The sequence below is a fragment of the Acidithiobacillus albertensis genome (assembly GCF_001931655.1).
Lineage (GTDB): Bacteria > Pseudomonadota > Gammaproteobacteria > Acidithiobacillales > Acidithiobacillaceae > Acidithiobacillus > Acidithiobacillus thiooxidans.
Genome location: NZ_MOAD01000001.1, coordinates 541,288 through 560,952, shown reverse-complemented (window position 1 = coordinate 560,952; position 19,665 = coordinate 541,288). Strand labels below are relative to the sequence as shown.

The 19,665-nt window shown below is 60.0% G+C and carries 20 protein-coding genes; 15 read left to right on the top strand and 5 right to left on the bottom strand.

Going from position 1 to position 19,665, the window contains the following annotated elements; translation table 11 throughout:
* On the top strand, positions 1 to 94 hold a 94-nt coding region (locus BLW97_RS18905), incomplete at its 5' end, for an ATP-binding protein (RefSeq protein ID WP_242947823.1).
* On the opposite strand, the gene BLW97_RS02990 is transcribed toward BLW97_RS18905, so the two are convergent.
* Entirely contained in the window at positions 91 to 879 is a 789-nt protein-coding gene (locus tag BLW97_RS02990; protein WP_077218180.1) for an ArdC family protein, read from the bottom strand. The genes BLW97_RS18905 and BLW97_RS02990 overlap by 4 nt on opposite strands.
* Positions 880 to 1,250: 371 nt before the next feature.
* Here BLW97_RS02990 and BLW97_RS02985 point away from each other — a divergent pair, with 371 nt between their 5' ends.
* Both BLW97_RS02985 and BLW97_RS02980 read left to right on the top strand, forming a co-directional pair.
* Positions 1,251 to 1,715, top strand: coding sequence for a helix-turn-helix domain-containing protein (locus BLW97_RS02985; protein WP_075322259.1), 465 nt, complete (start codon positions 1,251 to 1,253; stop codon positions 1,713 to 1,715).
* On the top strand, positions 1,716 to 2,288 hold the full coding sequence (locus tag BLW97_RS02980) for a PIN domain-containing protein (RefSeq protein WP_075322257.1): 573 nt from the start codon (positions 1,716 to 1,718) through the stop codon (positions 2,286 to 2,288).
* Positions 2,289 to 2,463: 175 nt separating this feature from the next.
* On the opposite strand, the gene BLW97_RS02975 is transcribed toward BLW97_RS02980, so the two are convergent.
* Positions 2,464 to 2,904, bottom strand: coding sequence for a glycerol acyltransferase (locus BLW97_RS02975; RefSeq protein WP_075322255.1), 441 nt, complete (start codon positions 2,902 to 2,904; stop codon positions 2,464 to 2,466).
* 261 nt (positions 2,905 to 3,165) lie between these two features.
* Here BLW97_RS02975 and BLW97_RS02970 point away from each other — a divergent pair, with 261 nt between their 5' ends.
* The 12 genes from BLW97_RS02970 to BLW97_RS02915 all read left to right on the top strand — a co-directional run bounded on the left by BLW97_RS02970 (position 3,166) and on the right by BLW97_RS02915 (position 16,498).
* Entirely contained in the window at positions 3,166 to 4,062 is an 897-nt protein-coding gene (locus BLW97_RS02970) for an LAPAL motif-containing putative phage structural protein (protein WP_075322254.1), read from the top strand.
* Between the two features lie 24 nt (positions 4,063 to 4,086).
* Entirely contained in the window at positions 4,087 to 4,356 is a 270-nt protein-coding gene (locus BLW97_RS02965; protein ID WP_075322252.1) for a type II toxin-antitoxin system RelB/DinJ family antitoxin, read from the top strand.
* A 235-nt stretch (positions 4,357 to 4,591) separates the two neighbouring features.
* Positions 4,592 to 4,927: a hypothetical protein gene (locus tag BLW97_RS02960; RefSeq protein ID WP_075322251.1), complete on the top strand. Its 336-nt coding sequence runs from the start codon at positions 4,592 to 4,594 to the stop codon at positions 4,925 to 4,927.
* A gap of 433 nt (positions 4,928 to 5,360) precedes the next feature.
* Positions 5,361 to 5,600, top strand: coding sequence for a helix-turn-helix domain-containing protein (locus BLW97_RS02955; RefSeq protein WP_075322250.1), 240 nt, complete (start codon positions 5,361 to 5,363; stop codon positions 5,598 to 5,600).
* A gap of 273 nt (positions 5,601 to 5,873) precedes the next feature.
* Complete coding sequence (locus tag BLW97_RS02950) at positions 5,874 to 6,455, top strand: BrxR family transcriptional regulator (RefSeq protein WP_075322248.1); 582 nt, start codon at positions 5,874 to 5,876, stop codon at positions 6,453 to 6,455.
* Positions 6,452 to 8,539, top strand: a complete 2,088-nt coding sequence (locus tag BLW97_RS02945; RefSeq protein WP_075322243.1) for a sigma-70 family RNA polymerase sigma factor — start codon at positions 6,452 to 6,454, stop codon at positions 8,537 to 8,539. Before BLW97_RS02950 ends, BLW97_RS02945 begins: the two co-directional genes overlap by 4 nt.
* 10 nt (positions 8,540 to 8,549) lie before the next feature.
* Positions 8,550 to 8,876: a hypothetical protein gene (locus tag BLW97_RS02940; protein ID WP_075322241.1), complete on the top strand. Its 327-nt coding sequence runs from the start codon at positions 8,550 to 8,552 to the stop codon at positions 8,874 to 8,876.
* A gap of 38 nt (positions 8,877 to 8,914) precedes the next feature.
* Complete coding sequence (locus tag BLW97_RS02935; RefSeq protein WP_075323543.1) at positions 8,915 to 10,378, top strand: ATP-binding protein; 1,464 nt, start codon at positions 8,915 to 8,917, stop codon at positions 10,376 to 10,378.
* A gap of 21 nt (positions 10,379 to 10,399) precedes the next feature.
* Positions 10,400 to 13,264, top strand: coding sequence for a Z1 domain-containing protein (locus tag BLW97_RS02930; RefSeq protein WP_075322240.1), 2,865 nt, complete (start codon positions 10,400 to 10,402; stop codon positions 13,262 to 13,264).
* Positions 13,248 to 14,252: a PD-(D/E)XK motif protein gene (locus tag BLW97_RS02925; RefSeq protein ID WP_075322238.1), complete on the top strand. Its 1,005-nt coding sequence runs from the start codon at positions 13,248 to 13,250 to the stop codon at positions 14,250 to 14,252. The genes BLW97_RS02930 and BLW97_RS02925 overlap by 17 nt, the downstream gene beginning before the upstream one ends.
* Positions 14,249 to 16,027: an AIPR family protein gene (locus BLW97_RS02920; RefSeq protein WP_075322235.1), complete on the top strand. Its 1,779-nt coding sequence runs from the start codon at positions 14,249 to 14,251 to the stop codon at positions 16,025 to 16,027. Before BLW97_RS02925 ends, BLW97_RS02920 begins: the two co-directional genes overlap by 4 nt.
* Positions 16,028 to 16,036: 9 nt before the next feature.
* On the top strand, positions 16,037 to 16,498 hold the full coding sequence (locus BLW97_RS02915) for a very short patch repair endonuclease (RefSeq protein WP_075322234.1): 462 nt from the start codon (positions 16,037 to 16,039) through the stop codon (positions 16,496 to 16,498).
* A gap of 4 nt (positions 16,499 to 16,502) precedes the next feature.
* On the opposite strand, the gene BLW97_RS02910 is transcribed toward BLW97_RS02915, so the two are convergent.
* The 3 genes from BLW97_RS02910 to istB form a co-directional block, all read right to left on the bottom strand.
* Positions 16,503 to 17,720, bottom strand: coding sequence for a restriction endonuclease (locus tag BLW97_RS02910; protein WP_207650541.1), 1,218 nt, complete (start codon positions 17,718 to 17,720; stop codon positions 16,503 to 16,505).
* Positions 17,657 to 18,658, bottom strand: coding sequence for a DNA cytosine methyltransferase (locus BLW97_RS02905; RefSeq protein ID WP_075322232.1), 1,002 nt, complete (start codon positions 18,656 to 18,658; stop codon positions 17,657 to 17,659). The genes BLW97_RS02910 and BLW97_RS02905 overlap by 64 nt, the downstream gene beginning before the upstream one ends.
* Before the next feature lie 215 nt (positions 18,659 to 18,873).
* Positions 18,874 to 19,659, bottom strand: a complete 786-nt coding sequence (gene istB / locus BLW97_RS02900; protein WP_169829322.1) for an IS21-like element helper ATPase IstB — start codon at positions 19,657 to 19,659, stop codon at positions 18,874 to 18,876.
* Positions 19,660 to 19,665: the final 6 nt, after the last annotated feature.

Sequence of the window (19,665 nt, the reverse complement as noted above, 5' to 3'; positions counted from 1 at the left end):
GGCGCTTCTCGATCGACTGACCCACCACTGCGATATTCTGGAGACCGGAAACGATTCTTACCGGTTCAAAAAACGTCGCAGCCACCCCCTCTAAAACTGGTCAAAAATATACGCTGTTACCTGGTCATTTTTAAACGCTGTTTGACAGACGGCATATTTTGGACTGCCAAACGAGTTCCCGATTTCCCGCTTCAGCCGTGATCCATGACCGGTCGCATGGGAAAGTTCATGCAGAAGGGTCGTGTCATGCCCCGCCGCGCGCTCGAAGCGCTCTGTCGGCGGCATGTATACCCTGTCCTCGGAGGGGCGATAAAAGGCCCTGCCGCCGGTATGTATCACCTCAAGGCCCATATTCTCCGCCAGCTTAGGCAGGCGATCATCGGTCTTGCCTTCCATTTCCGCTTGAGGATGCGGAGCACGCTCAAGCGGGGGGATACCGTCGATCTGTGAGGCGTGAAACACCGTGTAGTAACGGACACCAAGCCGTTCCTCCACAGGTTCGATGTCCTGGGCGCCCTGCGCCCGAAGTTTCGCCATCTCTTCTTCGGTGAGTTTGTGCGCGTACCGAGACCACTTTTCGATAGGAAGCCCGTGCGCACCCTTGCGCACCTGCCAACCCTGCTCCTTGGCCTGCTTGTAGGTACACCAGCGGGGATCGGACGGGTCCGGAGAGAACATCGCGAGATTTTGGTAATTCACCCCGCTGTAAGCCTTGCCAGTGACTGCATTGACCGGGGCCAAAACCTCACCGGCTTCCCAGGGCCTTTGCCAGGAGGCAGTCCCTGCTTCAATCTGTTCAATCAGCCTGTCGGCGAGCTCAAGACGGGGATCTTTCTTATCGGTGTTGTTCCCAGAACGGGACGGGGCGGGGACGGGCATCGTACTCTCCAGCGCAGTTAATCTTCGACTGGAGGGTATAGATCGGGCGATCGTGGTATAGCTTTATCGGGCAGGGATGCAAGGAAAGAACAGCCCCTCATCGCCATAATCGCTGCTAAAATCCCGCCCATATGCTTTGACGACTTTTCGATCAATCGGACATCGGTGACAGCGGTCCACCTGACTCCTGACAGTGCCAAGAGCAAGAGGGTCGATTGGGAGATCACCGAGAGTCTCAAACGTGGCAAGGGCGTGGGTGTCCCTTTGGTTGCCTGCCCGGCAAGGCCATCCTGTTTCGGATATTGCGATTATTCGTTTATTTCGGTTATACTTTTTCGCGTGATGCTATTTGAAGCTCCCTGGAGGCTGCCATGACCACACTCTCTCCCACTCATTCGTTGCCGACGGCCGAAGAAGTTGCCATCGCCCGCGAGAGCGGCCGGGCGCTGTCCGCCTTCCTTCAGACCCGCGCGGAAACCCAGCAGATCGAGATATTCAACGACAAGGGCGCGTCTCATTCGGTCCGCGTCCCGGTGTCGGCACTGCGCCTGCTCGTGGACGTGCTGACCGAAATCGGTGAGGGCAACGCGGTCAGTATCATCCCGATCCACGCCGAACTGACAACGCAAGACGCAGCGGACGTACTCAACGTCTCGCGACCGTTCCTCGTCCAGTTGCTGGAGCGCGGCGAGATCCCGTTCCACAAGATCGGTACCCACCGTCGTGTCCGTTACCAAGACGTGATCGCGTACAAGGAGCGGATCGACGCTGAACGCAGCAAGGCCCTTGATGCCCTGGCCGACCAAGCCCAGGCGCTCAAGATGGGGTACGAATGAATGAGTTCGAACTTCATCGTCATCTACGACGCGTGCGTGCTCTACCCGGCACCGTTGCGCGACATGCTGATGCGTCTGGCGCTGACCGATCTGTACCGGGCGCGTTGGACGGACATGATCCACGACGAGTGGACGCGTAACGTTCTGAAGCAGCGGCCAGACCTGAAGGCTGAAGACCTGGAGCGGACGCGGTCGTTGATGAACGCCCACGTCCGCGACAGCCTGGTCACCGGCTTCGAGCATCTGATCCCGTCCGTCGAGTTGCCGGACGCCGATGACCGGCATGTAATTGCCGCCGCCATTCACGGCGGCGCCAGCCTGATCGTGACGTTCAACCTGAAGGATTTCCCGCCGGAACGGCTCAAACCCTACAACCTGACCGCCCAGCATCCAGACGACTTCATCTTCGATCTACTGGATCTGCATGCAGCCCGCGTTTGCGAGGCGGCGGCCAACCATCGACGATCGCTGAAGAACCCGCCCAAGACGGTTGACGAGTACCTGGACACGCTGCTCAAGCAGGGACTGACACAGACCGTCGGCCAGTTGCGGGAGTGGAAGGTAGCGATCTGACGGACTCGGTTAACCTGCCTCATCCAGCACCATTTTTCCATGACGTCCCAAACTGGGGACTTACGGATTTTGCCTGGATGCCCGCAGGAGGCGTTACAGTGTTATGGCTCCACCTGAGATCTTCTGTACTGATCAAGGCGCCCAGTTCATCTCCGAGGCCTTTCTTGAGGGGATTTCAGGCTGCCCCATGAGTGGCGCGGCGCTCACGCCCCTGATACGCCACTTGAGGAATCCAGCGGGAGTGATCCAGGCGAATCTCCGTGACCAAGCATCGGGATTTTCGGGCTAGCCAGGATGCTCCGGGCAGATCTGGCCGGACCGGATTGGAAATGCCCGTTCCCTGCGGGAACAGCACCACTCCGTGGCCCGCCTCCAGGGTGCGCAGAATCACCCGAAGCGGCATGGGTGATCGCTGATCGAGAGGGACCATGCGATGGTGGCCGTTGACCCGACCATACCAGGACAGCGCCCTTCGCCAGAAAGGTTGGCGGGCATAATCGGGATCGACGGCGAAGAGGTAGCCGCAGTGGCCGCCAATCTGATGCAGATAGTGGACAACGACTGGGCCGTCCAGTAAGGACGCATGAGGACGGACAAGGATCAGGTGACCCGGCATGGCGATACTCCCGTGAAAGCTGATGGGAGGGTATAGATCATGCACAGGGCGGGTATCGGAGCATGCGGACAGTGAATCCTCCCGCGACTAAGCCAGGACTGTAGTCGGGGCTTCGTGCTCTGCGCATGGCGAAAAATTCAGCACCCGCTAGGCATGGTTGGGACTGAGAACAAATTTGCCAAGAAGCGCACGACCTAGCGTAAGAAAATCTGTGCAGATGGTGCTATCCTAGGAGAAGTTTCAGATCGGACAAAAATTTCGATGAGCACTGAACATTTTCGGATTACCTACGATGGTCCAGCCCTGGATACGCACGAAATGGATGTGCGGGATCTGGCTCCCGCGCTGCTCTCTCTGGCAGACGCTTGTGATGCTGCCAGTCAGGCACTGTTTGGCCCGAAGAGCAAAATGGTGGTAAACGTCAAGGCGTCGTTCAAAACCGGCAGTTTTGGTGTAGACCTTACTTTGGCATCCTGCGTGCTCCAGTCAACGATAAACTGGTTTGCTGGTAAGGACGGGCAAGGACTGGCCAATGCGACAGCGGTACTCCTGGGGTTGGGGGCTTTTGGCGGTGGCGTCATCGCTGCTCTGAAATGGTTGCGCGGACGAAAAATTCACAGGATAGATATTCACGGGAACAAACGAATTCTCATCACGGAAGATGAGGATCAGCTTGAAATCGAAGAATATACTCTTATTTTGCTTCAGCACCGCGAATTTCGGGAAAAGCTCGAAAAAGCGTTGGACCCCCTGGACTGTGATGGCATTGAGACTATAGCGTTAGGCCGGGATGAATCTGTCGATGTCACTGTTAGCAAAAAGGAGCGTGGATACTTTGTTACTCCACCAGCCACAGATGAGATTTTGTTCTCTGAAGAGCGAACACAGGCTTTCTCTATCGCTAATCTGGCGTTTCAAGATGGCAACAAGTGGAGACTGTATGATGGGCAGGCGACCGTATTTGTGTCTATTGAGGATACAGACTTCCTCCTTCGAGTGAACACCGATAAGGAATCTTTTGCAAAATCTGACGTTTTGATTTGCCGCGTCCGGGTCACGCAATGGCAAACAGATGCCGGGGTAAAAACGGACTATGCCGTATTAAAAGTTCTGGAACACAAAACTCATGCCACACAGCTAAAATTGCCCACGGTGTAGCCTGAGCCTTCCTGGAGCATTACCATGAGCACTACCGTCGACACCTACGTCCGCGCCCGCATTGACACCAACACCAAGGAGCGGGCCGCCAGCGCGCTTGAAGCAATGGGGCTGTCGGTTTCCGACGCTATCCGTCTGCTAATGCTGCGCATCGCCGACGAACACCGCCTGCCTTTCGACGTGAAGGTGCCCAACGCCACCACCAAGAAGGCCCTTGCCGAGCTGGAAGCGGGCAAGGGCCAGAAATTCGCCAGTGTGGACGATCTGATGGCGGATTTGCATGCGGACGATTGACCGCTCCTCCGTTCAAGACCGCGTTGCCTGTGCTGCAGGGACAGTTGGTGCATAGTTTGGGTGGTATCCTGTAGCACAAAACCATTCGGGTCTTTAATCCGAAGTTTCCGCATGGCGTGTCTGCTGGAAGGGTTTCCTCCTTCAGGTGCAAGCTGCAACAGATGCATCCCTTATTGCGCTCGGTTGGCTGTCGCCAACTCTTGGAGAAATCGGGGCATGTTAGGAGTGCTACGTTATGTCACCAAAGAAAATCACCATCGCCGAACAGGATTTGACCGAAGCGTACCAGCGGGAAATCAGCGAGATTCTGGAATTTCTGGGCCAGAATATTGCGGAGTGTCTAATCACGGACGAGTCCAGTATTTACGACTTTTCCATCTGCTACCCTGAAGATGAGTATCCGGAGGATGACGATACCAGAGGGACCTACCAGGAGGCTGTGGACGCTTGGAAATCATGGCTGGAAACCGCATGGCCAAAACATTTTCCTGGGGTGCCACTGGGCGTTGGGAAAGATCGGTATTTGGTCAGCCTTGCCGCCAGGATACGGGAGAGCCGAAATGTGCAGTGATGTTGCAACCTGTCACCATGGGATCGGACCACGACTGTTTCAAAAGCGGCTGCAAGCGCGAGGCCAAGGGCCAACACCGCGCCACACTGGATGACGCCAGCCGCCGGGGTGGGTCGCAACGGGCGTGCCAGAGCGAAGCGGCAGGCGCGGGCCGTTGCTAAGAGGCTGATATCGAAAGAGATGACAGCACGGCACCCCTTCTTTATCTTGCGTTCCGTTCCCAATGCTACATTACCCGGCCCCCTATCAGCATCCCACTTCACTTTTACCGTGAGCATCCACAGCCACCGTTTCAGACAGACGACCCCCTCGATATCGCTGCTCACAATAAGCGCGAACTCTATGGCAAAGAGGTGCAACTGCAACAGGTGGCACGCGCGAAGGTACTGATCGTCCGTGGACTCAAAGTCGTCTTGCAAGCGACCATCTGAAAATGGTAGGTGAAAAACAAAAAGCTAACAGGTTCGGAGAGGCTGTCCGCAAGGTGCGAACGGCCATCGGCCTGACTCAAGAAGAACTGGCAGACCGTTCCGGCCTTGATCGCAGCTACATTGGCGGCGTCGAGCGCGGCGAGCGCAACCCGACTCTCACTGTTATCGAAAAGATTGCCGAAGGTCTTGGTGTCACTCTGGCCGAACTCTTCTCCTACTCGACCAAAGGACCAAAGGCATAACGTGTTGAGGTTTCCCAATCCCGGTTCCACCATTGAAAATTTCGTAAGCGTTTATGGCGCAGCGTTCAAGCGTCTGAACGGGCGCACCGTTGAACTCGATAACATCGTTGCGGCGGTGGTTGCCGCTAATCTGGCAACATTGCCCGGCTACATGGGCGAGGAAGCGGTGGCGCGCTCAACTCGGGCCGATCGTAGCCGTGACCCTCTTTCGAACGGACACTCTCCGCCCTCTCGCAGGGGTTCGGCGATTGGCTTGGCGGCTCCAAGAGCGGCATGGTGCCCTGCGAGTTTCCCGAACCCATCAACCGTCCCTCCACAGAGATGCTGGCGCAGGTGACACGGGCGATCCGGGCCCGTTCGGTTCTGTCGGTTTCCTATGTATCCCTGAGTGAGGGCGAGTCGAAGAGGAAAATCGTGCCATTCGCGCTGGCCGACAATGGGCTGCGTTGGCACGCGCGGGCATTCGACCGGAAGTCCGGCGAGTTCAGGGATTTCGTGCTGACTCGGATACGCCGGGCCTCTCCGGTCGCTGGCGCGACTCCTGGCCCGGAGGAGCGGCAGGAAAGCGATATCCAGTGGAACCGGATCGTCGAACTCGACCTCGTCCCTCATCCGGATGGCCCTCGGCCCGACGTCTCGGCGCTGGACTACCCCATGGAGGACTGCGTCCTGAGGCTGCGCGTCCGGGCGGCCCTGGCCGGATACGTCCTACGCCGTTGGAGCGATGACCGCTCCTCTGACCACGCACTGCGCGGCCCCGAATACCGGCTTTGGCTGCGCGACCCGCTGGCCCTCTATGGGGTGGAAAGCGCCACCCTGGCTCCGGGCTACGCTCCGCCGGGCGCGGCGAGTTGAACGCCTTGGACCACCTCGCCGTGCGCCCCCTGAACGGCCTCCTGAGGATAGCCGCGCTGGCCGGCGTGGAGACGGCCGTGCGCCTGCATGCGGACAGGGGCGACGATCTCGACGCACGCGATGCCGACGGGATGACGCCGCTCATGCTCGCGGCCTCGCGGAACAAGGCCGGCGTCTGCGCGCTGCTGCTCGCTTCCGGCGCGGACGCATCCCTGACCGACCCTTCGGGAAGAAGTGCGCTGGACATCGCGAAGGCGGCCGGCGCTTCGGAGGCCGTTTCGGTTTTGTCCCTGCCTGCCCCCAAAGCCGAGGAAGCGGCCGTCGCCGAGGCGGAACCGCTCATGGGCGGCGAGGACACCTTCGATCTGTCCGGATGGGAAGCCGAGGAGGACGGCCCCGCGCCCGAAGGGGACGCGACACTGGCGGAGTCAGCCTCGGTTCTGCACAAGGCCATTTCCGGGCACGTACCCATCGATACGGCCGAGGATTGGGAAGACTTCGAGGCGTTCCTGCCGGAAACAGCGGAACCCCTACCGAGGGCCGGCGACAAAAATGGCCGCGGACAGATTCGGAAACTGCTGCTGCGCGCCCTGCGCGAGGGAGGGGTTCCCGAACGGGATGTCGGAGCGGCCTGCGAAAACGAAGACGGTTCGCCGAACCCGGAGGGCGAGGCACTCCTTGTCCGCGTTCTCGGTGAGTTGGGTGCAGAAGTTGATGAGAGGATCGAGCCGGAGGAGATCGGGGACAACGGAGAGGAAAATGATCAGGAAGCGGCCGAACTTTCCGGCGCGATGGCGTTCCTCGACGATCTCGGCTCTGGGCGCGCCGAGCCGCTGAGGCTCTACGTCAAGGAGATGAGTCGGAGAAGACTGCTGACGGCAGCCGAGGAGCCCGCGCTTGCCCGAGAAATCGAGGACAGCGCGTCGTCGGCCCTGGATGCGTTGGCGCAATGGCCGGAAGGCGTTGCCGCCGTACTGGTGTGCCCCGGGCGCGTCATGTCAGGCGTGGAGGATGCCGAAGAGGTTTCGCCCACCTCGTCAGAGCTGCCGGAGGACAGCACCGGGGAATTCGGCGTCGAATCGGATGATGTTTCTCTTGATCAGGCCGACGGGCCCGACTCGCCACCGCTTCCGGTGTCGGCCGGCGAGTTCGCAGGGATTTTAGCTGAGATCGCGAGGTTGGCTTGGCACGCGGGCAAGGGAGGCGAGGGCGAGAAGTCCCTGAGGGAGGCTCTCGCGGCGGCCAACCTGTCCACATCCTTCCTTCTGGTTCTCGCGGACGGAGCAAGCCATGATGCGGACGGACCCGCCGGAAGGTTCGCAGCAGCCTTGCAGCGTCGAGCGGCCGCGCGGGACCGCATGGCCGTCTCGAACCTGCGCCTAGTGCTCTCCATAGCGAAACGCTACCAGGGAAAGGGGCTTCCCCTCGACGACCTCGTGCAGGAGGGCAATATCGGACTCCTCCGGGCCGTCGACCGCTTCGACTGGCGCAGGGGATTCCGGTTTTCCACCTATGCGACCTGGTGGATTCGGCAACAGATCACGCGGTCGCTTGCGGACAAGGGCAGAACAATAAGGAAGCCGGTACATGTCCACGATGTGATGCTACGCATGGCCCGCGAGGCCAACGAGATGGAACGCGAGATCGGGCGCATGCCGACGGTAGTGGCGCTGGCGAACAGGTTGTCGATGTCCCCGAAGAAGGTTGCCGCTCTCCTGGCCCGGTTGGAGGAGCCGGTTCCGCTTGATGAGCCCAGTGCCGACGAAATCGCGCTAGGCGACTGGCTCGTGGACGAATCTGCAAAGGATCCGGCGGTCTCGGCCGAGACGAAGGAACTGACGGCTGCGATGAGGGAGGCCCTGGCTCAACTTGGGCCGAAGGCTGCGGAAATCTTGACGCTCCGTTTCGGGCTCGACGACGGGGAGCCTCGCACACTCGAGCAGATAGGCGGGATTTTCGGCGTGACGCGGGAGCGGATTCGTCAGATCGAATCAAAAAGCCTCAAGACGCTGCGTCATTCCACCCGGTCGGATCAACTACGTAATTTTGTCGACGGTCTGCCTCCGGCAAGGAAGGTCGGATGAGGATGACGCCGTGATCGATGAAGGACAACAGGCCGGCGCGAGACCCGATGACGCGACTTCGCCTTCAACAGGAACGTCGGAATGCGGGGAAGGAGAACCGGTGAAGACCGATGCGAACCACCGCTCCGGAGAACGGAATCGGCCAATCCAAAACGCCACCGATCGCGCCATAGCTATGGCCAGGGAAATCGGCGTGAAAGTCGAGGACGGCCGTGAGCATGGCGGAGATGTCCTGATCAGGCTAAATCGGACGGACGACGCGAAGCGATGCAGGCTGGCGCGCACCCTTGTCGAAACAGGATTCAAGCCGTGGCTGGGAGCGGGGTACAGGAAATGACGGGACGAACCAGGGACGCGCCGCCGAGGGCGGGGGCGATGCTGGAGGCATTGCGGGGCCTCGGATACTCGACGGCGGCCGCTCTCGCCGACATCGTGGACAACAGCGTCTCTGCAGGAGCAACAGAGGTTCGTATCGACTTCGAATGGCGCGGGGCGGACAGCCGCATTTCCGTCCTCGACAACGGTTGCGGCATGGATGACGCGAGGCTGGAGGGGGCGATGCGCCTCGGCGACAGGAGCCCGTTGGAGGAACGGTCTCCGGAGGACCTTGGGCGTTTCGGAATGGGGTTGAAAACGGCCTCGTTTTCGCAGTGCCGGCGGCTCACGGTTGCCTCGATCCGCCGAGGCGTAACGCTCTGCTGCCTGCGCTGGGATCTGGATGAAATTGCTGCGCGTCGCGACGACGCGTGGATACTCTTCGAGGGACCGGCGGCTGGTTCGGAGGAGGTTCTCGATGCGATCTCGGGGCGCCCTTTCGGCACGCTGGTCGTATGGGAGAACCTGGATCGAATCGTCACGGAAGGGTTCGAAGCGGACGACTTCTCCGACGTCATAGACGGGGTGGAGGCGCGGCTCGCCATGGTGTTCCAGCGCATGCTGGAAGGCCCGCGCCCGAAGCTGCGGCTCCTGTTGAACGGAAGGTCCGTCGCGCCTTGGGATCCGTTCATGCGTGGGCATCCTGCCAAGCCATGGGAGTCCCCCGTGGCAAGGGTTCACACCCGTTCGGGTCTGGTGGAGGTCGAATGCCACGTCCTGCCCCATCGCGACCTGCTGTCGCCGGATGAGTTTGAATCGGCCGGCGGGCCGGAGGGATGGATTGCCCAGCAAGGTTTCTACGTCTACAGGAACGGGCGCCTGCTGCTGGCAGGAGGATGGCTTGGACTCGGGCAGGGGCGCGCGTGGAACCGCGAGGAGTTCCACCGGCTGGCCCGGATACGGTTGGACATCCCCAACACGGCCGACGCGGAATGGAATATTGACATCCGCAAGTCCAAGGCCAAACCTCCCGTGTCGATTCGCCAGCGGCTCATTGCTCTTGCCGAGGACACGCGTAACAGGGCACGGAAGGTGTTTGCCTATCGCGGCTCGCCGGCACCCGGCCCTGGAGAGGCTCCCGTGGAACAGGCTTGGCGCGTGGACAGATCTCGAACGGGAATCCGCTACAGGATCGACGAGAAGCACCCTGCCGTGGCCGCCGCGTTGGACGCATCCGGCCCGGCCCTTCCTTTGGTGAAGGCGATGCTCCGGGTGGTCGAGGAAACCGTTCCTGTGCAGCGCGTGTGGCTGGATACGGCTGAGAACGGGGAGACGCCCCGCACGGGATTTGCCGGCGAGCCGCCGGAAAAGGCAGCAGAGGTGCTCGCGATCCTCTATCGCGACATGCGGGGGCGACTGGGCATGTCGGCCGAAGCTGCCAAACGGGCGCTCGTCTCGACGGAGCCCTTCCAGAACTTTCCGGATCTCGTTGCGGCGTTGCCGGACGGGCCAATCGACGAATAAACGCAAAAAAAGGGGAGGCGCATGGCGGACGACGAAGGCAAGATCCTGCAAAGCGTGATCAGCATCGCGCAGACACTGCTTCTGCAGGAGAAGGACAAGGCGCCGATCACGCCGGCGCTCATCGCCGAGAAGGTCGGCGTTGCCGCTGGCTTGGTGCAGGCAGGGCCGGAGCACGGGGATGCGGCGATCGCGGAGTTGGTCAGACGGTTCAGCCTCTGGATCGGACAGGATTCGACCCTGGTCGATGTCGAGGGGCACGTGCCGTGGCTCGTGGCGTCCCGAAAGAAGGACTGGCGCTACTGGCAGAGATATCAGACTTGGCTGGAACGGAAGATGTCGACCACGGCGGTCGATGGGCTGGACAAATCGACCGACAAGATCCTGGGCCTGCTCGAAGATCCGATGCGCGAAGGCTCGTGGGACAGGCGCGGGCTCGTCGTGGGCCACGTGCAATCCGGAAAGACGGGCAACTATTCCGGTTTGGTGTGCAAAGCGGCGGATGCAGGCTACAAGATCATCATTGTGCTCGCCGGCCTGCACAACAACCTGCGCGCGCAGACCCAGATACGCTTTGAGGAGGGGTTTCTCGGCTACGAGACGCCGGTGTCCGGCGACAGCGTCAAACCCATCGGTGTCGGCGAGATCGACAGCGATTCGAAGATACTACCCAACTGCGCGACGAACCGTACCAACACGGGTGACTTCAACACAAAGGTCGCCCAGCACTACTCCATTTCGCCGGAGCAGCGACCTTGGCTGTTCGTGGTGAAGAAGAACAAGACAGTTCTTGAACGGCTCCTGAAATGGATTCGCAACCACGTCGCCGACGCGACCGACAACGCCACCGGGCGCCGTTTCGTTTCCAACCTTCCTCTGCTCCTGATCGATGACGAGGCCGACCATGCCTCGGTGGACACGGGCGAGCAGCTGTTCAACGCGGACGGGACGCCGGATGCCGAACACGAGCCCAAGGCGATCAATAGCCGCATCCGAAAGATCCTGCATGGGTTCGCCAAGTCGGCCTACGTGGGATACACGGCCACGCCGTTCGCCAACATCTTCATTCACCGTCGCGGCGCCACAACCGAAGAGGGGCCGGATCTGTTTCCCCAGGCATTCATCATCAACTTGGCGGCGCCGTCGAACTACGTTGGGCCGGCACGCGTGTTCGGACTCTGGTCGCCAGAAGGCCGCGCTGGCGGTCTTCCGTTGATCCGGGATGTATTGGATCACACGGATCGGGAAGGCGCGGGCGGATGGATGCCGCCGAAGCACAACAAGGAGCATATTCCGCTGCATGAGGGCCGCGACGAGGTACCACCATCGCTCAGGAAGGCTATTTTTTCCTTCATTCTCGCCTGCGCTGCCCGCGAGGCGCGGGGACAGGGTGCGCAGCATTCTTCGATGCTCGTGCACGTCACGCGTCTCAACCTCGTCCAGAGGGAAGTCCACCGACAGGTCGAGGACGTTGTGAAACGCATGCGTCAAAGGATCTCCCGGCGCGTCGACCACGAGGTACTGCTGGCGGAACTTGAGGCGCTCTGGAAGGACGACTTTGAACCGACCTGCGCCGAGATCGCGCGGGAGTTGCCGGACGCGGATGGAGCGCGAATCCCCTTTTGGGACGAAATAGCGGCGGCCCTTCCAGACGTCCTGTCGGACATCGACGTGCGCATGATCAACGGCACGGCCAAGGATGCGCTCGACTACGCCGACCAGCGCGCCAAGGGTCTCAAGGTCATAGCGATCGGTGGCGATAAATTGGCGCGGGGGCTGACGCTCGAAGGTCTGTGCGTGAGTTATTTCGTGAGAACGACGAAGATGTATGACACGCTCATGCAGATGGGACGTTGGTTCGGATATCGTCCCGGCTACATCGATCTGTGCCGCCTCTACACGACTGGGGATCTCGTCGAATGGTTCGGGCACATCGCCGACGCCTCGGAGGAACTGCGCGAGGAGTTCGACGCGATGGCCGAAAGCGGGGCAACACCCAGGGAGTACGGCCTCAAAGTACAGTCCCACCCGGTGCTCCTGGTGACGTCGCGGCTCAAAATGCGCACGGCCAGGAACCTCCAGCTTTCTTTCAGCGGCGAGTCGCTGGAAACGGTCGCGCTGCACCACGATCCGGCGCTGCTCAAACGCAACCTTGACGCGGCCGATCGGCTGATTGCCTCCATGGGGAAGCCTTCCGAGACCGATCCGCAGCGCGTGAGGAACGGTGCCGTCCAAGAATGGAAGGGTTCGTTCCTTTGGAGCGGCATCTCGGCGGACACCGTCGCCGACTTCTTCTCCGCCTACGCCACCCACCCAAAGGCACGCAAGGTCAACAGTGCCCTGCTCAACGAGTTCGTAAGGAAGATGGCCGCCGCTGGCGAACTGACATCGTGGACGGTCGTCCTGCTTGGTGGGGGCGAGGGGGGCGGGCATGTTTTTGGCGGTAACGTGAATCTGTCAAGGATGCCGATGCGTACCCCCGATCCGGAAATCCAGGATCGTTATTCCATAGGAAGACTGCTCTCCCCAAGGGACGAGGCCATCGACCTCGACGAGGCCGCGTGGAAGGCGGCCCTGGATCTGGCGATCAAGACATGGAAGCCAGACCCCGCGCGGCAAAAGGACGGTGTCCAGCCGACGCCTCCGACGGTTCCCTACGGCCTCTCGATTCGGCGCGTGAGGGGCGACGGCGCGGAAGGAGTCCCGTCCGCGAGGGAGCGGGGCCTACTTCTTCTGTATGCCTTGGACTTGAAGTTGAAGGCCGGGGATGGTTCCGACCTTCCTGTCATTGCCTTCGGCGCGAGTTTCCCTACTAGCCACTCGGGTACGGTCGTCGAATATCGAGTCGATCATCTTCTTTGGGAGACCGAATATGGCCCGGCCGATTGACGAGTTCGCAGTGGCGTGGGCGGCTCTGTCCGGAGCGTCCGGCGAAGAGGGTTGGAGGAGCATCGCCATCGCCCCGGCGGGCCCGTGCATCCTTATGGCGGGTAGGCGTTTCCCGGGCAACGAAGAGGCCCTGCTCGCGGGATTCGCCTCGGCCAAGGTTCCGGTAGCCGAGAAACTGCCGGAGGGACGCGGGTTCGAGGTGTCCAGGGCCGACCCGCACGATGATGGCAAGACTTGGCTGGCCCTGACGAGAAAAGAGTCGGGAAGCGTCGAACTTTTCGCCGAGATGGTTGGCGACGTCGCCAGCGCGATGGACGCCGAGGCGGCGGGCGGGGAGGAGAGAATTCTCCGGACGCTGCTTTCCCGAGTGAGGGCGTGGCAGGAGTTCATGCGTAAGGGGCACCAGACGCTATCGCCGGAAGCCGAAATCGGACTTTACGGGGAACTCGCGTTTCTCGGCATGACGATAGAGGCTGGCGTTCCCGCTCCGCTCGCGCTTGACGCCTGGGTCGGGCCCCTGAATGGGGTGCAGGACTTCGAGATCGGCGCAGGGGCGTTGGAGGTCAAGGCGACACTTTCCTCTCACGGCTTCCCGGCGCAGATCAGTTCGTTGGCGCAGTTGGACGACTCGGCGAGGAAGCCGCTTTTCGTTGCCGCAGCGAAGCTGGCCGAACGTGACTCGGGACGAACCCTTCCGGAACTGGTTGCGGCCATCCGACGTGAATTGAACGGCGATCCCGAGGCGGGGCGCGTCTATTCGGACAGGCTTCTCGCGGCTGGATACCACGACTCGCACGCCGACCGTTATCAGAGGCGATTCTCCGTCTTCCAAACGCGGGTGGTCGAGGTCGGGGACGGTTTTCCCCGAATCGTGCGGGGAAACGTTCCCGACGGCATCACGAACGTGGTTTACGAGATCGACCTCGACCGCGCGCCAGGCGGCGATGTCGGCTTGGTCGGCGCATTGAGGAAACTGGGGGCATTATGAGCACGGAGTTGGGGGATTTTCTGAGGGAGACTCAGGCGGAGGTCAGGGAACAGACGGGCGAGGGCTCTCCGTTCGAGGCATTGACCTTTTCCGAGGTGGTCATGCAGCACATGGCTGAAATCGGCATGACGTTCGAACCCGTCGTCTGCCATTTCCAGGGCAAGATCGGCAACGCCAACTTGCGTCTGAGCGGCTACGCGATGTCCGACGAGGCTGATCAACTGGATCTCTTCGTCAGCCTCTATGAGGGCGTGGACGTGCCGACGCCCGTTCCGGACGCCGAGACCAAGACGGCCGTTGAGCAGTGCCTGCGCTTCCTGGCCCTATGTGCCGAGGGAAGGATGGCCGCCAAACTCGATCCATCCAGCGACGCGTACTCGCTGGCCCTGACCATCCGGGAGATTTATGATGGGTTGGAGCAGGTGCGCGTGTTCGTCCTGACCGACAGGGTCGCTAAGGCGAAGAGCTTCAAGACCAGGGAGATCGCCGGCAAGACGGTCCGGCTCGAAGTCATGGACATCGAGCGGCTCCACCGGCACTGGTCGGAAGGGAAGCCGCGCGACGAACTCGTGGTCGATTTCACGGAGGTCTCCGGCTCGCCGCTCCCCTGCGTGTTCGTGCCAGGGAATACCGACGAGTACGACTATGCGTTGACGGCGATGCCGGGCAAGGCACTGCGCTTCCTCTATGAGCGTTTCGGGGCGCGGCTTCTGGAGGCGAACGTGCGCTCCTTCCTAAGCGTCAAGGGCAAGGGCGTGAACGCAGGCATTCAGGCTACGCTCAGAAACGCCCCGGGAAGGTTCATGGCCTACAACAACGGCATAGTGGTGGTGGCCGATGAGATGAGGCTCGACCGGGCGGCGGACGGCTCTCCCGGCATTGCGTGGGTCAAGGGTCTGCAAATCGTGAACGGTGGACAGACGACGGCCTCCATCTTCTTCGCGAAGAGGAAGTTTCCTGATATGGATCTCGCCAAAGTCCGGGTGCCAGCGAAAATCATCATCATGAGGGTGAGGGACGAGGCCAGGGAGGAGGCACTAGTCTCTGACATCTCGCGCTTCGCCAACAGCCAAAACGCGGTGCGCCAATCGGATCTGTCGGCCAACAAGCCCTTTCACGTGGACGTCGAGCGGCTGTCCCTGAGCGTCTACTGTCCGGATGGGACGGGGCGCTGGTTCTACGAGCGCGCGGCCGGCAGTTACAATACCTTACTTTCCAGGGAAGGGACGACTCAGGCGAAACTGAAGGCATTGAAGGAAGCCGTGCCGCCCTCGCGCAAAATCACGAAGACCGATCTGGCGAAATACCTCCTCGCGTGGTCCGCGCAGCCTGATGTCGTCAGCCTCGGCTCGCAGAAGTGTTTTGACCGCTTCATGTCGGGCATGACTGTGCCCGAGGGCGAGGCGCCTCCGCCCGCGCCGGACGTCGCCGCGTACAAGTCCATGGTGGCGGTGGCCATCGTCTTCAAGGCAGTCCAGAAACTTGTCCGCCCGATGTTCCAGGCCTTTCAGGCCAACGTTGCCGCCTACACGGTTTCTCTGCTGGCGGCGCGGCTCGGCTCACGGTTCGATCTGGAGCGCGTTTGGGATAGGCAATGCGTCTCCCCGGAATTGCTGGCGCAATTCGCCCTTTGGGCAGGGGAGGTCAATGAGACGCTGCACCGGACGGCCGGCGGACGCATGGTGTCAGAGTGGGCCAAGAGGCCTGAATGCCGTGAGGCTGTTCTTGGGGCGACCTACTCGGAACCGGCCGAAGGCATTCCGGAGATCGGCTAAGGGATATCGGTGGCGGACATTGTCGACGCCCCGACCCGCAGCCGGATGATGTCCGGCATCCGCGGCAAGAACACCAAGCCCGAATTGGCTGTCCGTAGGGCACTCCACGCCGCAGGATTCCGGTTCAGGCTACACCGGCGCGATCTACCCGGAGCCCCTGACATTGTCATGGCCGGGCGCAGGATAGCCATTTTTGTGCACGGTTGTTTCTGGCATCGTCACAAGGGTTGCGGGCTGGTCAAAGCGCCTGCGACGAACATAGAGTTCTGGCGTGCCAAGTTTGACAGTAACGTCGAGCGAGACCGCAAGACTATCTCGGCATTGCATGCAAAGGGGTGGCGGGTCTTGATCGTGTGGGAATGTGTGACGAGGCGAAGTTCGCTCGAAGGGTTGGCAGCAAGCCTGTGTGAATGGATCGAAGGGAATGAGTCATTAGGCGAAATCCCTGAGAATGTCTGCGACAGGAAATAGTCATTCAGATCTTCTGCAGCCAAATTCTTACGTTGTCCACGCTGCCGAACCTTTCTTTCAGCTTCATGGCAATATCTCCCGATGATATGACCACCACCGGATGACCATCCTGAATCAGTTCCTGATAAGCCTGAGAGTCGAGGAATGAGGTGGTGACCAAAATTCCAAACTGGCGATGCCTGAGACGGGAAATTAATCTGGACAGTGGCTTTATCCCAACGCCATTGGTCATGCCGTAGCATTTTGCTTCCAGTGCGAAATCGACGTCGATCGCACCTGCCCCATGTCCTATTCGATAGGTACCCAAGGCGTCCCGTCCTCCGTCTCTCCAGGGGCGGGTTATCTCCCATTTTTGGATTGCCGGCATGAAGAATCGGGCGAGTTCCATAGCACACCGTTCGAAGGCGTAAGGATCGTCTTTGTAAAACTCATGGACGAGTTTCACGTACGCACTGAGCTCTGGCGTTTCCGGCATCTGTTGTTGTCTGGTCCGCACTGCGTTGACGGGGACAGACTTGAGAGATGTGAATTTCCTGCCGCCGACCCAGTCCAGCCATGGCTTTGGCACATGTGGCGAGGAAATTGCTTTGCCATTCTTGATATCCTCGATCCAGGATCTTCGGACGACCGGAACGTCGAGAACGGTGAACGTTGCCTTGTAATTCTGAAACCGTACGCCATCATTTGTGGTCCGCCACACTGCCACCAGATCGTCGTCTGCCCCCATGCCTGCTGCACCCGGAACGGCCAGCCCGATGAAACGGACATCACGATATGTCCCCGTGTTACCGAACAGGAGGATTGGTGGAAAGGAAACGCTTTGCTGATGTTGGTGCGCCTCGTCGAACAGATTTCTGAGCATCAGGTTACCCTGCCGCGGGGTCTGGTGGAGATCGCCGGGCGCTCGTTTGTCGCCGTAGTAGATGAACGTGCCGCTTTCGCTATCGAGGGCGTCTGGCCAGTTTGTATCTGAAAAGCTGGTTTTCAAGACCAAAAGTTTGAGCGTCTTTACTTCAGGTCTTTGCCCCAGGTGCCGGAATCCCGCTCCGTTATCTACGTCCAGCAACCTGGGCAACGGGTCATCAGAGGCATTGCCGTTTCTTGATCCACCGTAAACTTCGTCCACAGTCAAATCGACAGTATCCAGGCATTTGTCGATCATCGACGCACTGCTGCCTTCTTTAGCTTGCTTGAACTTTTTGCTTGCGTAGCGCCGATCCATTGGAAGATTGCCGTCATAACATCTGAACAGACGCCATTCCCGCAAAGTTTCACCTTCTCACGGCGACTGCCGTGTGGCAGGATATGTTCGTGTCCACCACCCATTGCCTTAAGCAATTCGTTCGGCTGAAGCATTCTCAAGTAAGGCACACCCTTGTGCCACGTAACCAATCCGAACCGGTCAACAGTAGTTACTGTGCGAAGCGGCACGTCCAGAGTCTGCCAGCCGCCGGCATAATCGGAGCCGTAATAAACGATGATGAAAGGAACATTCATTCCCAATGCAGCGATGGCTCGCTCGGCTCGCTCGATGGTCGGTTTTGCCCTACCAGGCTTACGCAGCAGATCGGACTTGTAAGGTGTCTCCCAATCGATAATGTCATTGGTCGTCAATTTGACATTGGCCCCGAAACCCAGTAGCTGCTCGCGATCAACCTTGGAACCCTGGTTGTCGCACACAAGAAACATTCGCTTCCGGGCCTGTGCGGAACCGAAGTCGGCGGAATTGAGGAAGAGATCACTGACCGTGTAGCCCAATCCTTCGATTGTCTCGACGAGTTCGTTGTGACGATTCCATTTCTTCATCCGATTCACGTTTTCTACAATTACCCACCGGGGCTGCATCGCTTTCACCCAAGGGACAATGCTGATTGCGGTCTCGCGGCTTCTTTCAGTTCCCGGTTTGGCACCGCGTGCAATGGAGTGCGACGTGCACTCTGGAGAGGTCAGCAGCACATCTGGCTTATAAAGCCGACCAAGAGCCTTCGTGTCAACATTTTCGATGAAATCAGTAATGACATCCGATTTTGGAAAGTTGGCCTTGTATGTCTTCGTGGCCAATTCCCACGCGTCCAATCCCAGCAAAGGAGTGCCCCCTCCGCGCACGGCACCACGGGCTCCGAGTCCCCCTCCGCAAAATAGATCGACAAAAGTAGCCATTTATTCCTTGTTTCGTGCAACGATGGGGCTTTGAAAGATTAATTAGAGAAAAAACCACCCCCCGATAATTGCTAGGCTACCAGGTTTATTTCTATTTCGCCAGGCCCATTGAATAACCAGGGCTTCCGCCTTGTCACTGACCGGCAATATGGCGCCACCGAAGGGCGGCGTAATGGCGCCATTTCAAAGTGCCTGAAATGGGGTCTCGCACGGTGTTATGAATGGGTGTTTTTGGCTCCTTTCGCAATGGTGTTTTTCGGGGATTCCGGGAGCGGCCTGGGGGCGCGAAAACTATCGCCTTCCAGGATCAGTCGATAGGCGCCGTGGCGTAGCCGATCCAGGGTGGCCACTCCGAGCATGCGGTTGGCCGGGAAGACGTCCCCCCACTCGGCGAAGTGGAGATTGCTGGTCAGCATGGTGGAGACTCGCTCATAGCGTTCGGCGATGAGATCGTGGAAGTCCTCGTCATGGGGCGGGCGCATGGGTTTGAGGCCGAAGTCGTCGATGATCAGTAGCGTCACTTTGGCGAGTTGGCGGAAGCGCCGGCCAAAGCCACCGGTGGCCCGCGCTGCATGCAGGGAGCCCACCAGATCACCTTGGGTGATAAAGAGCACGTCCACCCCCTGGCGGATGGCACAATGCCCCAGCGCCTGGGCGAGATGGCTCTTGCCGGTGCCACAGGGCCCGACGATCAGGACAAGTGCCTGCTCCTGCAGGTAGCGACCCGTAGCCAGATCATGCACCAGAGAGCGGTTCAGGTTCTGTAACCGGTCAAAGGCGAAGTCTTCCAGGGTTTTGTGATTCCGGAAGTGGGCCTGACGCAGGAGTGTGTCGAATTTCCGTTGGTCCCGGCGGGCCACTTCATCCTGCAGGAGCATGGCGAGGAACTCGGTATAGGCCATTTGACCATCCACCGCTTGGCGATTACGAGCTTCCAGGGAATCCAGGATACCGGACAGGCGCAGGGCGCGAAGATGACTGCTCAACTCTTGGGTTTGCATCAGAAT

Excerpts from the sequence above, each read along its gene's own strand:
- BLW97_RS02985 (WP_075322259.1), top strand. The coding sequence starts at position 1,251 with ATGACCACACTCTCTCCCACTCATTCGTTGCCGACGGCCGAAGAAGTT.
- BLW97_RS02990 (WP_077218180.1), bottom strand. The coding sequence starts at position 879 with ATGCCCGTCCCCGCCCCGTCCCGTTCTGGGAACAACACCGATAAGAAA.
- BLW97_RS02955 (WP_075322250.1), top strand. The coding sequence starts at position 5,361 with ATGGTAGGTGAAAAACAAAAAGCTAACAGGTTCGGAGAGGCTGTCCGC.
- BLW97_RS02910 (WP_207650541.1), bottom strand. The coding sequence starts at position 17,720 with ATGGATCGGCGCTACGCAAGCAAAAAGTTCAAGCAAGCTAAAGAAGGC.
- BLW97_RS02925 (WP_075322238.1), top strand. The coding sequence starts at position 13,248 with ATGGCCCGGCCGATTGACGAGTTCGCAGTGGCGTGGGCGGCTCTGTCC.
- BLW97_RS02980 (WP_075322257.1), top strand. The coding sequence starts at position 1,716 with ATGAGTTCGAACTTCATCGTCATCTACGACGCGTGCGTGCTCTACCCG.
- BLW97_RS02965 (WP_075322252.1), top strand. The coding sequence starts at position 4,087 with ATGAGCACTACCGTCGACACCTACGTCCGCGCCCGCATTGACACCAAC.
- BLW97_RS02960 (WP_075322251.1), top strand. The coding sequence starts at position 4,592 with ATGTCACCAAAGAAAATCACCATCGCCGAACAGGATTTGACCGAAGCG.
- BLW97_RS02950 (WP_075322248.1), top strand. The coding sequence starts at position 5,874 with ATGGTGCCCTGCGAGTTTCCCGAACCCATCAACCGTCCCTCCACAGAG.
- BLW97_RS02970 (WP_075322254.1), top strand. The coding sequence starts at position 3,166 with ATGAGCACTGAACATTTTCGGATTACCTACGATGGTCCAGCCCTGGAT.
- BLW97_RS02935 (WP_075323543.1), top strand. The coding sequence starts at position 8,915 with ATGCTGGAGGCATTGCGGGGCCTCGGATACTCGACGGCGGCCGCTCTC.
- BLW97_RS02920 (WP_075322235.1), top strand. The coding sequence starts at position 14,249 with ATGAGCACGGAGTTGGGGGATTTTCTGAGGGAGACTCAGGCGGAGGTC.
- BLW97_RS02930 (WP_075322240.1), top strand. The coding sequence starts at position 10,400 with ATGGCGGACGACGAAGGCAAGATCCTGCAAAGCGTGATCAGCATCGCG.
- BLW97_RS02905 (WP_075322232.1), bottom strand. The coding sequence starts at position 18,658 with ATGGCTACTTTTGTCGATCTATTTTGCGGAGGGGGACTCGGAGCCCGT.
- BLW97_RS02975 (WP_075322255.1), bottom strand. The coding sequence starts at position 2,904 with ATGCCGGGTCACCTGATCCTTGTCCGTCCTCATGCGTCCTTACTGGAC.
- istB (WP_169829322.1), bottom strand. The coding sequence starts at position 19,659 with ATGCAAACCCAAGAGTTGAGCAGTCATCTTCGCGCCCTGCGCCTGTCC.